Raw genomic sequence first — 14,214 nt, 5'->3', positions numbered from 1 at the left:
GGTCAACCGGAGGTGTGCCGATCCTCCGCAGGTTCGTAGCGCCTCAGCAGACTCAGGGCCGCGAGCACGCTCACCAAGGCGATGGCAGCGTAGCCGAGCGCAATGCCCCACTGCGCGCTGCGCGGCTGGCCGACTACCTCACCTGCTGTCGATGAGACGAATCCGCTCGCAGCCAGGACGAAGCCGTAGATGCCTGCACCTGCGGCACCTCCGATGGTCTCGCCGGCCGACCAGATCCCGGCGAGCACCCCCGCACGGCGGCGGCCGGACTCGTTCGCGTCGGCCGCCAAGGTGTCGGCGAGCATCGCTTGCGGCAGGATCTGCGCCCCGGCGAAGCCGATTCCGGCGATCAGGATGGCCGCGCAGGCGACCTCGAACCGCACGGAGTGCTCGACGCATGGTAGGGCGGCGACCGCGAGAGCACCTGCGCCGAGGATCGAAAGCGCCACGGCCAGGCAGGCCTTCTTACCCCAGGCCGACGCAGCACGACGCCACGCCGGCATAGTCAGCAACATCGGCCCCACCGCGCAGAGGAACAACGCCGCGATCGCACTGTCCGATCCGAGAATCTGGGCCGACAGGTAGGGCAGCCCGGCCAGCGTGACGGAGATGACCACCTCGATGAGCACGAACACCCCCAGCAGAGTGCGAAACGGGCGGTAGCGATGAGCTGTGGTCAGCGTGTCACGCAGCGATCCCACTGTCAGTGACTGGCTCGCCACCACGGCGTGGGTTGATCCGCGAGCGCTGTAGATCGCGCCACATGCGCCGACTACGATCACGCCGCCCACCACGAGCGCGAGCACACGGTAGCCATGACGGTCGCCACCGTCGGCCCCAGCGAACGAGGATGTCACCGCTGCCACGACAAGCATCGCCGCACCAAGCCAGGCGGTGCGCCACACCATCATCGACGTGCGTTCCGCCGAACTCGCCCCGAGCTCGGCGGGCAGAACACTGTAGGGGATCACGAAGGCCGAGAAGCCGAGGCCGGTCACGGCCAGCGCGGCGCCTACCCACCAGGCAGCACCGTTTCCGCCGACGGGGGCGGAAAAGATGGCCACGAACCCCAGCGGGAGCACGACCGCTCCCGCAATCATCCACGGTCTGCGAGGGCCGAGACGTGACACGGTCGAGTCGGTCAATCTCCCGATGACCGGGTTGTACACCAGGTCGAGCAACTTGGGTACGAGGACGACGAATCCCGCCGCCGCGGCGGCCACACCGAGTGTGTTCGTCAGGTAGTGCAAGAGGACGAGGCCGGGCACCATGGCATACGTCGCCGTTGCCAGGGAACCCAGGCCGTAGGTCACGCGAAGGCGCGCCGAGAGGGCGAACCCGGTATGTGGGTCGACGGCGGTCAGCATCACGTCCCCTCCTCGCGGAGCACGTTCACGTCCGGCTCGCTGTCCGAATCGTGGTGGTTGACGGCGGGCGGGGCTCCACAGTCGTATCGCAGCGGACCCGGCGGAATCACCGAGGCCAGCGCCCATAACCAGTTAACGGCAGCAGTGTTTCCGAAATATGACCCCGGGTCAAGTCTCGCGGCATTTCGAGTCACTTCTGAACGTATCCTCAAAAACCTTGACTGACGACCCCCTCGTGAGTGACGATATCCTCAGTTGAGGAAGGAGTGATCGATGGTCGACCTGCATGATCCGCACCAGGACCTGCACAGCGAGGCTGGCGCCCGGCCCGGTGAGCACCCTGGTAGAGCCCGTAATCCGGTCATCAAGGTGCACGACCTCGCGTGGCTGGAGTTCGAGAAGCCCGATCTCGACGGCGCCGAACGCTTTGCGCACGCCTTCGGTTTCCACACCGCGGGCCGCACCACGAACGAGCTTCATCTGCGCGGCAGCAATGCCGGAGCGCCGTGCGTGCTGATCCATCGCGGTCCGCGATCACGATTCCGCGGACCAGCGTTCCTGGCGGCCGACTCGACCGACCTGCACCTGCTGGCCTCGCACACCGGTTCCACGGTCACGGCGCTGCCCGATAGCGTCGGTGGGCTGACCGTCGACCTCCGTGATCCGAGTGGGCTCGAGGTACGGATCGTCTCCGGACCACACACGCTCGCCGCCCTGCCCACGCAGCAGCCGCAAACGCTCAACCTCGGGCACGATCACGAACGCGTCAACCGCACCCAGCGCCCTCCGCGCGTCCCCGCCGGAATCCAACGACTCGGCCACGTTGTCGTGCAGACGACCCGATACCGGCAGACGCTCGACTGGTACCTGGACCACCTCGGCTTGCTGGTCAGCGACTTCCACTACTACGCCGGTCAACGCGACCGAGGCCCGGTGATGAGCTTCATCCGCTGCGACCGCGGCAACATACCTACCGATCACCACACGCTCGCGCTGGCGCTCGGACCGACCAACCGATACGTGCATTCGGCGTACCAGGTCGCGGATCTCGATGCACTCGCAGCGGGCGGTGAATACCTTCTCGATCAGGGGTACCGCCGGTCCTGGGGCATCGGTAGACACATCCAGGGCAGCCAGATCTTCGACTACTGGCGTGACCCCGACGGATTCCTGGTCGAGCACTTCACCGACGGTGACATGTTCGACCACACGCTCGAACCCGGCTGGGCGCCGATGACAGCCTCCGGACTGGCGCAATGGGGGCCGCCTGCGACCAAGGACTTTCTCGGGTTGAACCCTGGCCGGGAATCGGTACGCGAGGCACGCGGCCTGCTCGCCGCCCTGCGCAACGACAACGAATTCGATCTCCACCGCCTGCGCGGTCTATTGAAAGTAGCCACCTCATGAGTATTTCCGTGCTCCGTACCAGCGACGCGTGGTGGGTGCACACGCCCAGTGGCGCCGCTCGCATCGATACCTCCGCCATTACCACCAAACAGCTACTCGCGGACCGTGCCGCGGTCGAAGCGGCCCGGAACTCGACCGACGTCGTCGCGCTGGAGCGCCTTTCGCTGGTATCGCCGGTGACCGCGCCCTGCCGCGTCGTCGCGCAGATGACGAACTTCGTCTCGCACGTGAAGGATTCTGGTGGTGATCCGGCAACAGTCCCGCTGACCTTCTTCCGGAAGACGTCCGGATCCATCAGCGGCCCAACCGATGACATTCAGCGGCCGGCTCATGTGCAGCTGCTGGACTACGAGGTGGAGGTCGGGCTGGTCATCGGTCGTGAGGTACCGGTAGGCACGACGATCGATGCCGACAAACTGGCCGACTTCGTCGCCGGCCTCGTGGTGACAAACGATGTCTCCGCACGCGATATCCAGCTACCGAAAACCCAGTTCTACGAGGCGAAGTCGTATCCGACGTTCACCCCGGTCGGACCCGCCCTCGTTCTGGTCGACCAAGAGGAGCTGGCCCGCTTCGCCGAACTCCGGCTACGGCTCTGGGTCAATGGTGAGGTCAGGCAGGACATGACCGTCGCCGACATGATCTACAAGCCCGCGGAAGCACTGCAGGCACTCACTCGGTTTCAACGCCTGGATGCCGGGGATCTCATCCTCACCGGCACCCCGATCGGCACTGCGATCAGCGCACCGCCGAAACCGGTCGAGATCCTCGGATCGCTCCTCCCGACCGCAATGAAATGGCGGCTGTTCTTCAAGGGCCAAGCCAAAAATCCCAAGTATCTCAAGGATGGCGATGTCGTCGAAGTCGCCATCGCCACCGACGACAGCTCGATTGATCTCGGTCGTCAGCGCACCATCGTGAGGGACAAATGATGACTGAGGTCATAGCAGCGACCGCCGAGTTGTGGCCGCGCTACGCGGAACCGGGCGATCTGCTCGCGATCGAATCCATCCCCTTGGCCGAGCGCGGCCTGCCGCAGTCGACGTACGAGCTGCTTACTCGCGCCGCGGCCCGCTGGCCCGACCGCGTTGCGCTCACAGTGCTCCCCGAAGCCGCACGATGGCGGGAACCGTTGCGGCGCACCTTCGGTGAGCTTCTCGCCGATGTCCATCGCTATGCGAACCTGCTGCGTCGGCTCGGCGTCGGCCGCGGCGATGCGGTGGCCCTGATGGCACCCAACTGCGCAGAACTCATTCCCGCCACCCTCGCCGCGCAGCTGGCCGGAATCGCCGCTCCGATCAATGCCGCGCTCTCGGCGAGCCACATCGAGCAGTTGCTGCGGCGCTCCGGTGCACGAGTTCTCATCACGGCCGGACCTGATCTCGCACCCGAGACCTGGGACGCCGCCGTCGCATTGGCGACCCGTGGTCTCGTCGACGTCGTTCTCGTGCTGCGCCCGACCGGCACCGACACGGTCCAGGCGCTGCCCGCGGTCGAGGCAACACACAGCGGCTACCTGGATGTGCTCGCCGACGACGAGGTCTCGGCCGACTTCTCCGGCGAACCTCCGCGATCCGACGACCTGGCGAGCTTGTTCCATACTGGAGGCACTACCGGTGTACCCAAGCTCGCGGCACACACCCATCGCGGTGAGGTCGCCAATGCCTGGATGATCGCCGCCAACTCACTCCTCGACACCGAGGACGTGGTCTTCGCGGCGCTCCCGCTGTTCCACGTCAACGCCTTGGTGGTCACCGTGCTCGCGCCCCTGTTCAAAGGGCAAGAGGTGGTGTGGGCCGGCCCGCTCGGGTACCGCGATTTCGCGATGTACGGCGATTTCTGGAAGATTCTCGCGCACTACCGTATTGCCGCCATGAGCGCGGTCCCCACCGTGTACGCGGTGCTCGCCAACTGCCCGCTGGACGCCGACATCAGTACCCTCCGCTACGCGATGGTCGGCGCCTCACCACTCCCGCCGGCGGTCCGTGACAACTTCGAGCGCCATACCGGAGTCACGCTCGTGGAAGGGTACGGACTCACCGAGGCGACATGCGCGACCGCGCGGAGCTTTCCTGACCTGCCGCGGGCCGGCGCCGTCGGGCAGCGGATGCCTTACCAGCAGGTGAAAGTGGTCCGCATCGGTGACGACGGTTCGCATGAAGACCTGCCTACCGGTGCCACCGGCGTGCTGTGCGTCAGCGGCCCGACGGTGTTCGCCGGATATGTCATCGACCGCGCCGAAGACGGGCATGTGCTCGACAGTCTCGGCAGTGTGGCGGACGGTTGGCTCGAGACCGGTGATCTGGCGCATATCGACAGCGACGGATTCATCCATCTGCACGGGCGCGCGAAGGACCTGATCATCCGCGGGGGACACAATATCGATCCGGCAACTATCGAGGACGCGCTGCTGTCGCATCCCATGGTCACCGCGGCAAGCGCGGTAGGACGACCTGATCCGCATTCCGGTGAGGTGCCGATCGCGTACGTGGTCCTCAACTCTGGTGCCACTACCACCGAATCCGAACTCCTGGAGTGGGCGGCCGAGCGCGTTCCCGAACCCGCCGCTGCGCCGAAAGCGGTCCTCGTACTCGCCGCGCTGCCGGTCACCGACGTCGGAAAGCCCTACAAGCTCGGACTGCGAGCCGACGCCACGCAACGCGCGGTGGCTGACGCCGTCGCCCACATCGACGGCGTACACGAGGTCAGCGCGGCGATCACCGATGGCGAGGTCGCCGTGACCATCGAAACCGATAGCGATACCGATCACGCTGCTATCGAGACGGCGTTGAATTCGTTCGTCCTGAACTGGAAGGCGGTCAGCCGGGCATGAGCATTGCGACAATCGCGCTGACGGTGGTGCTGACTGCGCTTTTCACAGTGTTCGGCGCCATGAAACTCGCTGCTACGAAACAGATGCGGGACCGTGCCGCCCACGTCGGGATGTCGGTGGCCACCTATCGGGTGATCGGTGCGTTCGAAGTCGCCGGTGCGGCCGGGCTGGTGATCGGGACCGTCTGGTGGCCGGTGGGGTTGGCCGCAGGTATCGGCTTCATTCTGTTGATGGTCGGCGCTATCGCAACGCATGTGCGAGTACGCGACCGGATCGCCGAGGCGACCCCGGCGATCGTGACGTTCCTTCTCGCCGTTGGCTACGCCACCCTAGTGCTGACAGTGGATCGATGAACATCCACGACGCGCCGGTGATCATCGTAGGTGCCGGACCCACCGGACTGACCACCGCGATCCTGCTCTCCCAGTATGGAATCGAGTGTCAGGTTCTGGAGCGATGGGAATCCGCCTACCCGCGGCCACGCGCGGTGCACCTCGACGGTGAGACTCGTCGGATCCTCGCGCGTTTGGGCATCGACGACCAGTTCGCCGCGATCTCCCGGCCCGCGCTGGGGCTCCGGCTGCTCGACCGGGAGATGCGGGTGCTGGCGCAATTCGACCGCGACCTCGACGGCGGTCGAAGCGGCTATCCAGAAGCCAATTTGTTCGATCAGCCGCTTCTCGAGGACATTCTGTGGGCGGCCGTCGCTCAGCGGCCCGGCATCACCCTTCGCGGTGACACCGAGGTCACCGCGGTCACCGCTGACGGTGACGGCGTGCGAGTCGACTTCATCGATCGCAGGTCTGGGGCGAAGGGATCAGCGACCGGGTCACACGCGCTCGGTTGCGACGGCGCCAACAGCCTGGTTCGTGCCGGAATCGGCAGCGTGATGAAGGACCTCGGATTCGAGCAGACCTGGCTGGTTGTCGATGTCGCCACCAACGCTGAACTCGGCGAATGGGAAGGCGTACATCAGATTTGCGACCCGGTTCGCGCCGCGACCTACATGCGGATCGGGGCGACTCGCTACCGCTGGGAGTTCCGCCTGCGACCTGGGGAGTCGGGTTCCGATTACCCGGACATCGCCGCGATCTACCCTCTGATCGCGCCGTGGACCAGACAAATCCCGATCGAGGAGCTGGAGCTGATTCGTGCCGCTGAGTACGCCTCGCGGGCAAGTGTCGCCGACCGCTGGCGCGACGGTCGAATATTCCTGCTCGGCGATGCCGCGCACCTCACTCCGCCGTTCATCGGCCAAGGTCTGGGCGCGGGCCTGCGTGATGCGGCCAACTTGGCCTGGAAACTCGCCGGCGTTCTCGCCGGCGCCCTGCCGACCAGTGTGCTCGATACCTACGAGGCCGAGCGAAAGCCACATGCATTGAGCCTGATCAGGCTCGCGAAGTTCACCGGCACCGCGATGACCGACGGGGGCGAGGTCGGCAACCTGTTGCGCCGTCTGATCGCACCGCACCTGCACCGCATTCCTGGGTTCCGTCAGCTGGTGACCGGAGGCGAAACACCACGGCTGCGCCGAACAGAGCTGATCGCGCCCGGCCGGCTCGGCAGCTGCCTGAACGGATCGCTGGTGCCCAATGCCCGCGTGGATTCGGACATTCGCTACGACGCCCTTGTCGACGGACGCTATGCGATCGTCACAGTCACCGAACCGAGTCCGGCCGAACTGGCCGCGATCGAACGACTCGGCAGCGTCGCTATCACCGTTGCGCCGGACAGCGAACTGGCGAGGTGGTTGCGATCAGGGCACGCGGATGCCGCGCTGATCCGCCCCGACGGCATCGTCCAACAGGCCGGTCGAAGCCTCTCAGATCTACGAGCTGTTTTACCCCACTTCGATATTCGTACTCCCCCGCCACCCGTCAACGATGGCGCCGAGACAGAGCACAGGAGCTTCGATGCCCAAGCGCGCTGATGTTCCGGTATATCAGCCGGACCTCTACTCCCAGGCGGCCATCCGCGATACCTACCCCCATTACGCTCGGCTGCGAGAGCTCGGCCCCGTCGTGTGGCTTGCCAAGCAACGCGTCTACGCGCTTCCGCGCTACGCGGAGTGCAAGCAGGTCCTTCGCGACGACGAAGCATTCGTGTCCGGCGAAGGTGTGGGGCTGAACCCGATCACCAATCAGCTGTCCCGTGGAACCACGCTCAACAGCGACGGCGACGAGCATTCGCGGCGCCGTGCATTGCTGTCGCACCGGCTGAGCCCACGTGCACTGCGGTCGATGCGCGACACCGTCGATCGACAAGCCATAGCCGTTGTCGAGGACGCCGTCGCGCGCGAGGATATCGATGGTGTCGACCTGGCCACCGCGCTGCCGATGTCGGTCGTGCCCGACCTCATCGGGTGGCCCGACCACGGCCGCGAGCATCTGCTCCGATGGGCCGGAGCCACCTTCAATGCCCTCGGCCCGCTGAACGCGCGGTCGGTACAAGCGGCGCCCTCCGGGGTGGAAATGATGCGCTTCGCCCGGCGTATCGCCCGGGACCGCGATATCAAGCCCGGCGGCGCGGGTCACGACGTGCTGCAAGCCGCCGACGAAGGCAAACTCGAGCACGCGGAGTGCCCGGGGCTGATGATTGACTACCTGGCGCCGTCGCTGGACACCACGATCGGTGCCATCTCCGCATCGCTGTACCTGTTCGCCACCTATCCGGACCAGTGGGAGCTGCTGAAAGCCGATCCCGGTCTGATCCCGAACGCCGTCAACGAGGCTGTCCGCCTCGAGTCACCCATTCGAGCGTTCTCTCGCAAGGTCAGCCGGGACACCGAGGTCGCCGGAACCGCGCTCCGGTCCGGCTCCCGGGTTCTGGTGATGTACGGGTCCGCCAACCGGGACCCCCTGGAATGGGATGCCCCGGATACCTTTGATATTCGTCGTGACGCCTCGCACCAACTCGGCTTCGGCCACGGCACCCACGGCTGCGCCGGTCAAGGTCTGGCCCGCCTGGAAGCCCAGGCCATGCTGCGCGCCCTGGTCGACCGGGTCGACCGCATCGAGATCACCGGCCCCACCGAATGGGCCATGAACAACATCATCCACCGCTTCGATCACCTGCCACTCCGGCTGATCCCCGCTTGACAGAAAGGTTCCCCGATGAAGATCTCCGTTGATTACGAGCGCTGCGAGGGCCATGGCCTTTGCGCCGACCAGGCACCTACCGTCTTCGACCTCGACGACGAGGGTGAACTGATCTACCACTACGACGGCGAGGAGGTGCCCGAGGGTCAGGTCGCCATCGCACGGTCCGCCATCAATGCCTGCCCGGTGGCTGCGCTGCGGGAACAGCGGTGAACCAGCCCGGCGCCGCCGTCGTAGTCGGTGACTCCATCGCCGGGGTCACCGCCGCGCGCGAGCTGCGGACCCTTGGCCACACCGGCCGGATATCGCTCGTGGGCGGTGATCCCCACGGCGCGTATTCCCGGCCGCCACTGTCGAAGGCTGTCCTCAAAGACGACTCCACCGACGCGACACTCAGCTATCACCTCGATGATCTCGATGTCGACGTGATCCGTTCGGCAGCAGTCGGCGCGGACCTCGACCAGAAGCTGATCACGACAGCCGGCGGGCAGATCCTCAGCTACGATTCGCTGATCATCGCGACCGGCGCGGACGCCCGCCGGCTCGCCCGGCCGGACCAGGACGGTGAGCTCGTTCTGCGAACGCTCGATGACGCATGCAGGCTGAGGTCGCGGCTGGACACCGCGACATCGGCAATCGTCATCGGCGCTGGGTTCCTCGGCATGGAGGTTGCCAGCGCGTGCGTCGCCCGGGATATCCCGGTCACCGTGGTCGACGTCGACAACCCGCTCGAGCGGATCCTTGGGTCGTTCCTGTCGGAACTGATCTCTGAACGCGCCCGGCGAAACGGCGTGCGGCTCATCCGAACACCGACATTCGTTTCCCTCGTCGGAAGTCCGGTCCAGGGCATCGCCCTGCCAGACGGCAGTGAACTGCCGGCCGACCTCGTAGTGAGTTGCGTGGGAGAAACACCCAATACGGCATGGCTGCACGGCACCGGCCTGGCTGATCACATCGGTATCGGTATCGATCACACCTGCGCCACTGCCGTTCCGGACGTGTACGCGGCGGGCGACGTGGCTTACCTGCGAACGGCGGGCCGCCGGTCCGCGTTCTGGTCGAACGCGGTCGCTCAGGGCAAGGTCGCTGCCGCCTCAGTGCTCGGCCACTCACCGACGTCGCCACCCAGCGACGACTACTTCTGGAGCGAGATTCTCGGCGTGAGCATCAAGGTCGTCGGACCGCTGCCATTGACCGGCACACCGACTCACATCGAGGGTGACCCGGCCGCTGGGTCCGCCCTTCTGAGATGGGACCGCGCCGGCGAGAACACCGCGATCGTCGCGTACGGCGTGCGCAAGCCGGTCACCAAGCTGCGCGCGATGGCCGCATCGCTGGCTCACTGAATCACCCGGCTTGCGGGCGCGTCGTCCATCGCCGCTGTAGGGATGACCAGGCGTACGGCTGGCCCGGTGCGTCGTCGACGACGGCTGACCACTACGCCGAGCCGCCGAACACTTCCAAGTCTCACGCACCACCGCGAAACGGTCGGCCGGTGTGGATCGGACTGTTCGGTGCCGAGCGCACGCCCGTCACGATCGAGGAGTGCGTTGCCGCTGTCGTCCGGGATGCCAGTCGCCTGCACCGGTCCCGCCGGTGTGCGGCCGACCGGGCCACCCAGCGCGGCAGGCTCGGGTTCACCGATCCGGCCTGCTCGGGAGAGACCCGCACCGACGCTAAGTCGTTGTAGGCCCGAGCTTTCTGGTCGGTCTCACCGCGCCGCTGCATGCATCCGGTGCAGGCGAGTTGTCCGGTGTCGATGGAGGTGCCAGGGGACGATCATCTGGTCGGCGGCTGCGTCGCCGATGGGCTCCTGCTGCGGAATTTCGCGGGCGCGGTAGCGCGGCTGCTCGTCTCGTCCGGTACGGCCGCAGCCGGTGATCAGCATTGTGCCCGCGGAAAGCGCGACGAGAGCGGTGCGAGTCTCGATGCTTCGACGGGAACCATGCGTACGCATCACAACCCCTTCCGACGGACTGCTCGAGTGTTCAACGCGGGGAGGTTTGGGTTCGGGGTGCGCGGAGCAGGGCGCCGAGGGCGGCGGCCGCGACGACGGCCGCCACGACGATCAGCGAGGCCGACAAGCCGTCGATGAAGGCTGAGCGGACGGCTGCCGCCAAGGGCTCGCCTCGCGGACCCAGTTGTGAGGCGGCCTGTAGCCCTGCGGCGGCGGAGGATTCGACCGCGTGCGCGGCTGCGGGTGGCAGTTGATCCAGCGCGGGCAGTGACGATGTGTAATGGCTCGAGGACACCGAGCCCATGAGGGCGATGCCGATCGCCGCGCCGACCTCCCGGGTGGCGTCGTTCATGGCGGATGCGACGCCTTGCTGATCGGCGCGCAGTGATCCGACGATGACCGAGGTGCCCACGGCGCTGGTCACGCCCACACCGAGACCGGCGAGCACGAGGCCACCGAGAAAGGGCAGGTAGCCGGAGTCCACGTGCAGCAACGACAGCGCGTAGATGCCGGCGGCGAGTAGCAACAGGCCTCCGCTCATGACCGCTTTGATCCCCATCCGCTCGGTCAGCCGGGGAGTCAGCACACTGACCGGCATGACCACCACCGCGATGGGGACCAGCGCGATCGCGCTCTTCAAGGCGCTGTAGCCGAGGATCAACTGCAGATATTGCAGCCCGACGAAGAAGAAGCCGAATATGGCGAGGAACTGGACGAGAACGGTGATTGCGCCGGCGCGAAACCCGGGAATGCCGAACAGGCGCGGATCGAGCAGCGCGTGCTTGTTGCGGAACCCGAGTACGGCGTACAGCGCTAGCGCCGCTGCGGAAACAGCGAAGCTTCCCACGACCCGAGCGCTGGTCCATCCGGCTTCGCTGCCTTCGATGATGCCGTAGACGAGCGCGCCGATCGCGACGGCGCTCGTGTACGCGCCGAGGTGGTCGAGTGGGTGGCCTTCCTCGTCGCGGGTGTTGGGCGCCAGGAGCAATGCCAGCAGCCCACCGACCACCGCCATGATCGCGCTGGCCACGAAGATCGAAGGCCAACTCCATACTTCGAGCAACAACCCGGCGGCGAGCATGCCGAGGATCGCGCCCGCTGCAGCGAATCCGGACCAGATCGCGACGCCGTGGTTGCGGCGTTCGGCTGGAAACGCCGCGGTGATGGTCGACAGCGTGCCCGGCATGATCATCGCGGCGCCGATGCCCATGACCGCGCGCCAGGCGATCAGGGTGGTCGTCGAATCGGCGAACGCGGCGGCAGCCGAACCGATCGCGAAGACCACGGTGCCGCCGATCAGGACGTCGCGTCGGCCGAACTTGTCACCGAGCGCACCGATCGGCAATACCAGCGCGGCCAGCGCGACCGTGTACGCGTCCGCGATCCAGGTCAGCGATGTGGTCGAGGCCGACAGATCCACCGCGAGCTCCGGCATGGCCAGATTGAGCGCCGATACCGACGCGACCACGAGCACCAGGCAGGCGCACATTGCCGTCAGGATGCCGCTGGTACCCGCGCGCGCGGCCAGAACCTCGGCCGCTGGGCTCGGACCACCAGGCGCACTCGCCATGGTTTCGTCCACGTCTCCTCCTCGATCTCCGATTTCACGCTGCTGCCGAGCTCAATCGGAAGCGCCAACATGACCCCACAATGAATATATCGTCACTTATGACAGATGGATCAGTCAAGCATAGTAGCGGTGGGTATTGCGGATGCCGGAAGCATGAGGAGTTCGTCAGGACTGAACCAAGTTATGCTTATCGACGATGTGTCATGAAAGGGGCTGGCAGGGTCGAGCACACGGGAACCCAACCGGCTGGAGCGTCGCAAAAGGCGCACCCGGGCCGCGCTTGTCAAGGCGGCGCAGTCATTCCTCGCGGCGGGCAAGCCGACTGTGCTCATCCTGGAGATCACGCAGGCCGCCGATGTCGGAATGGGTTCGTTCTACAATCACTTCCAGACACGCGAAGAGCTGTTCCAGGTCGCCGTGGAGGAGGCGCTCGATCTGCACGGCGCCGCACTGGATGCGTTGTGTGAACAACTCGACGATTCGGCCCAGATCTTCGCCCAGAGCTTCCGTCTCACCGGGCGCCTGCACCGACGCAATCCCACCCTCAGCAAGGTCCTGCTCAATAATGGCCTGCAAATGGCCCGCTCGGACAAAGGCTTGGCCCCACGCGCCCGCCGTGATGTCGAGGACGCGGTCCGCGCCGGCCGATTCGAGGTCGCAGACCCCGAACTGGCCATGACCATCGTGGCAGGTGCCGCCATCTGTCTCGGCCAGCTGCTCCATGAGCAACCCGAGCGCGACGACGGGCAGGCGACCGACCAGGTCACCGCGGATCTGCTGCGAATGCTGGGACTCTGGTTCGAGGATGCCGACGAAGTCTGCGGCCGTCCCCTTCCCTCCCTCGACACACTCCCCGCGCTGACACCGTAGCGGCTTCGCCAGGCGACCTCCGCCGGAGGGGGCGCTGTGTGAGTCGCGGCAACAACGAACACCCGCTCAGGCCCAGCCGCCCGGAGATCGCCCCGATGGCCGGATCGTCAACTCAAGTGCCACGGCCTCCACTCCGCGCAGCGAGGACGCGCTGCCGTGCAGTAGAAGCACGGTCGATGTTCCGGTGCGCTTGTAGTGCACCTTTATGCCGTCCACCACGACGAATTTCGAGGCGGGCTGGATGTCGCCGTCGAGTTGGTCGCCCATATCGGTTACAGAGTGTCCGATATTCTTGTAGGTGTCAAGGACTGATGCGCAGGCCGCTTGACACCGCGGTGAAATATCGGACACACTGTATCCGTATTGTTCGCATGATCGCATGACCTTCGAACGTGAAGGATGGTTCGCCCTTCGCCGGTCGCCGATCTGTGTCGGCCCGTGGCGCGAGCCCCTTGTCGAGCCACGATGGGGGCGTATCGGTGTATGCGCCGGCCGCATGCCCTTACGGCCTGTCCGCTGATTTGCCCTCACGGGTGACGGGAGAAACGAACGAGCCGCACACTGTTGCGCGGTGCGAAGGTGATCACCATGGCGCCGGATCGTCCCGACGTCGAAGACGTCGACATCCTCGTCGACGGCGACCGGATCATCGAGATCGGTGATCGGCTCGACCCCCGGGGTGCTGACGTCGCCGAGTTCGCGGGCCGGATCATCATTCCCGGGCTTGTCAACGCTCATCTGCACTCGTGGCAGACGGCGATGCGTTTCGCGGGCGCGGACTGGTCACTTCCGGAATATCTTGTCCACGCTCACGGAGTTGCTGCGCGACACTATCGCCCGCAGGACATCCATATCGGGACGTTCGCCGGGGCCCTCAACCAAATCGACGGTGGTGTGACAACCATCGGCGATTGGTCCCACAATTGCGTGACACCGGACCACGCGGACGCGGCGATCGACGCGTTGAAGCAGGTCGGCATCCGGGCGGTGTTGCTGCATGGCACTCCGCACGGTCTGCGCGATCGGGTGCACGACACCCGGGAGATCGACCGCCTGCTCGGCGGAGCGATCGCCACGAGCGAGTTGCTCTCACTGGGGATGGCCGTGGCTGG

The 14,214-nt window shown here is 66.0% G+C and carries 14 protein-coding genes; 10 read left to right on the top strand and 4 right to left on the bottom strand.

Going from position 1 to position 14,214, the window contains the following annotated elements; genetic code table 11:
* Nucleotides 1–2: 2 nt before the first annotated feature.
* Nucleotides 3–1,367 carry an MFS transporter gene (locus ACWEKR_RS34330; protein WP_452358068.1) on the bottom strand — a complete coding sequence of 455 codons (1,365 nt, stop codon included), beginning with the start codon at nt 1,365–1,367 and terminating at the stop codon, nt 3–5.
* Nucleotides 1,368–1,640: 273 nt separating this feature from the next.
* Here ACWEKR_RS34330 and ACWEKR_RS34325 point away from each other — a divergent pair, with 273 nt between their 5' ends.
* Genes ACWEKR_RS34325 through ACWEKR_RS34290 form a run of 8 tightly spaced genes read left to right on the top strand, consistent with a single transcriptional unit; the run spans nt 1,641 to nt 10,051 of the window.
* Complete coding sequence (locus tag ACWEKR_RS34325) at nt 1,641–2,774, top strand: VOC family protein (protein ID WP_452358043.1); 1,134 nt, start codon at nt 1,641–1,643, stop codon at nt 2,772–2,774.
* Nucleotides 2,771–3,706, top strand: coding sequence for a fumarylacetoacetate hydrolase family protein (locus ACWEKR_RS34320; RefSeq protein ID WP_452358042.1), 936 nt, complete (start codon nt 2,771–2,773; stop codon nt 3,704–3,706). The genes ACWEKR_RS34325 and ACWEKR_RS34320 overlap by 4 nt, the downstream gene beginning before the upstream one ends.
* The gene (locus ACWEKR_RS34315) at nt 3,706–5,607 is read left to right on the top strand and encodes an acyl-CoA synthetase (RefSeq protein ID WP_452358041.1); all 1,902 of its coding nucleotides are present in this window, start codon (nt 3,706–3,708) and stop codon (nt 5,605–5,607) included. The genes ACWEKR_RS34320 and ACWEKR_RS34315 overlap by 1 nt, the downstream gene beginning before the upstream one ends.
* A 23-nt stretch (nt 5,608–5,630) precedes the next feature.
* Nucleotides 5,631–5,960, top strand: coding sequence for a DoxX family protein (locus ACWEKR_RS34310; protein WP_452358040.1), 330 nt, complete (start codon nt 5,631–5,633; stop codon nt 5,958–5,960).
* Nucleotides 5,957–7,537: a bifunctional 3-(3-hydroxy-phenyl)propionate/3-hydroxycinnamic acid hydroxylase MhpA gene (gene mhpA / locus ACWEKR_RS34305; protein ID WP_452358039.1), complete on the top strand. Its 1,581-nt coding sequence runs from the start codon at nt 5,957–5,959 to the stop codon at nt 7,535–7,537. The genes ACWEKR_RS34310 and mhpA overlap by 4 nt, the downstream gene beginning before the upstream one ends.
* Nucleotides 7,521–8,705, top strand: coding sequence for a cytochrome P450 (locus ACWEKR_RS34300; protein ID WP_452358038.1), 1,185 nt, complete (start codon nt 7,521–7,523; stop codon nt 8,703–8,705). The genes mhpA and ACWEKR_RS34300 overlap by 17 nt, the downstream gene beginning before the upstream one ends.
* A gap of 15 nt (nt 8,706–8,720) precedes the next feature.
* On the top strand, nt 8,721–8,918 hold the full coding sequence (locus ACWEKR_RS34295) for a ferredoxin (RefSeq protein ID WP_452358037.1): 198 nt from the start codon (nt 8,721–8,723) through the stop codon (nt 8,916–8,918).
* A complete protein-coding gene (locus ACWEKR_RS34290; protein ID WP_452358036.1) occupies nt 8,915–10,051 on the top strand; it encodes an NAD(P)/FAD-dependent oxidoreductase in 1,137 nt (378 codons plus the stop codon). The genes ACWEKR_RS34295 and ACWEKR_RS34290 overlap by 4 nt, the downstream gene beginning before the upstream one ends.
* 365 nt (nt 10,052–10,416) lie before the next feature.
* Here the strand turns inward: ACWEKR_RS34290 and ACWEKR_RS34285 are convergent, their stop codons facing one another.
* Together ACWEKR_RS34285 and ACWEKR_RS34280 are read right to left on the bottom strand one after the other, a co-directional pair.
* Nucleotides 10,417–10,593 (bottom strand): hypothetical protein, encoded by a 177-nt coding sequence (locus ACWEKR_RS34285; RefSeq protein WP_452358035.1) that lies wholly within the window; start codon nt 10,591–10,593, stop codon nt 10,417–10,419.
* Between the two features lie 100 nt (nt 10,594–10,693).
* On the bottom strand, nt 10,694–12,244 hold the full coding sequence (locus ACWEKR_RS34280) for an MFS transporter (RefSeq protein ID WP_452358034.1): 1,551 nt from the start codon (nt 12,242–12,244) through the stop codon (nt 10,694–10,696).
* A gap of 312 nt (nt 12,245–12,556) precedes the next feature.
* Here ACWEKR_RS34280 and ACWEKR_RS34275 point away from each other — a divergent pair, with 312 nt between their 5' ends.
* Nucleotides 12,557–13,102: a TetR/AcrR family transcriptional regulator gene (locus ACWEKR_RS34275; protein ID WP_452358033.1), complete on the top strand. Its 546-nt coding sequence runs from the start codon at nt 12,557–12,559 to the stop codon at nt 13,100–13,102.
* Nucleotides 13,103–13,168: 66 nt separating this feature from the next.
* On the opposite strand, the gene ACWEKR_RS34270 is transcribed toward ACWEKR_RS34275, so the two are convergent.
* Entirely contained in the window at nt 13,169–13,369 is a 201-nt protein-coding gene (locus ACWEKR_RS34270; protein WP_452358032.1) for an alpha/beta fold hydrolase, read from the bottom strand.
* A 321-nt stretch (nt 13,370–13,690) separates the two neighbouring features.
* Here ACWEKR_RS34270 and ACWEKR_RS34265 point away from each other — a divergent pair.
* On the top strand, nt 13,691–14,214 hold a 524-nt coding region (locus ACWEKR_RS34265), incomplete at its 3' end, for an amidohydrolase family protein (protein WP_452358031.1).

The organism is Nocardia sp. NPDC004573, assembly GCF_053602135.1.
This window is presented reverse-complemented; position numbering and strand designations above follow the sequence as displayed.

Excerpts from the sequence above, each read along its gene's own strand:
- ACWEKR_RS34330 (WP_452358068.1), bottom strand. The coding sequence starts at position 1,367 with ATGCTGACCGCCGTCGACCCACATACCGGGTTCGCCCTCTCGGCGCGC.
- ACWEKR_RS34325 (WP_452358043.1), top strand. The coding sequence starts at position 1,641 with ATGGTCGACCTGCATGATCCGCACCAGGACCTGCACAGCGAGGCTGGC.
- ACWEKR_RS34320 (WP_452358042.1), top strand. The coding sequence starts at position 2,771 with ATGAGTATTTCCGTGCTCCGTACCAGCGACGCGTGGTGGGTGCACACG.
- ACWEKR_RS34315 (WP_452358041.1), top strand. The coding sequence starts at position 3,706 with ATGACTGAGGTCATAGCAGCGACCGCCGAGTTGTGGCCGCGCTACGCG.
- mhpA (WP_452358039.1), top strand. The coding sequence starts at position 5,957 with ATGAACATCCACGACGCGCCGGTGATCATCGTAGGTGCCGGACCCACC.
- ACWEKR_RS34300 (WP_452358038.1), top strand. The coding sequence starts at position 7,521 with ATGCCCAAGCGCGCTGATGTTCCGGTATATCAGCCGGACCTCTACTCC.
- ACWEKR_RS34295 (WP_452358037.1), top strand. The coding sequence starts at position 8,721 with ATGAAGATCTCCGTTGATTACGAGCGCTGCGAGGGCCATGGCCTTTGC.
- ACWEKR_RS34285 (WP_452358035.1), bottom strand. The coding sequence starts at position 10,593 with ATGCTGATCACCGGCTGCGGCCGTACCGGACGAGACGAGCAGCCGCGC.
- ACWEKR_RS34270 (WP_452358032.1), bottom strand. The coding sequence starts at position 13,369 with ATGGGCGACCAACTCGACGGCGACATCCAGCCCGCCTCGAAATTCGTC.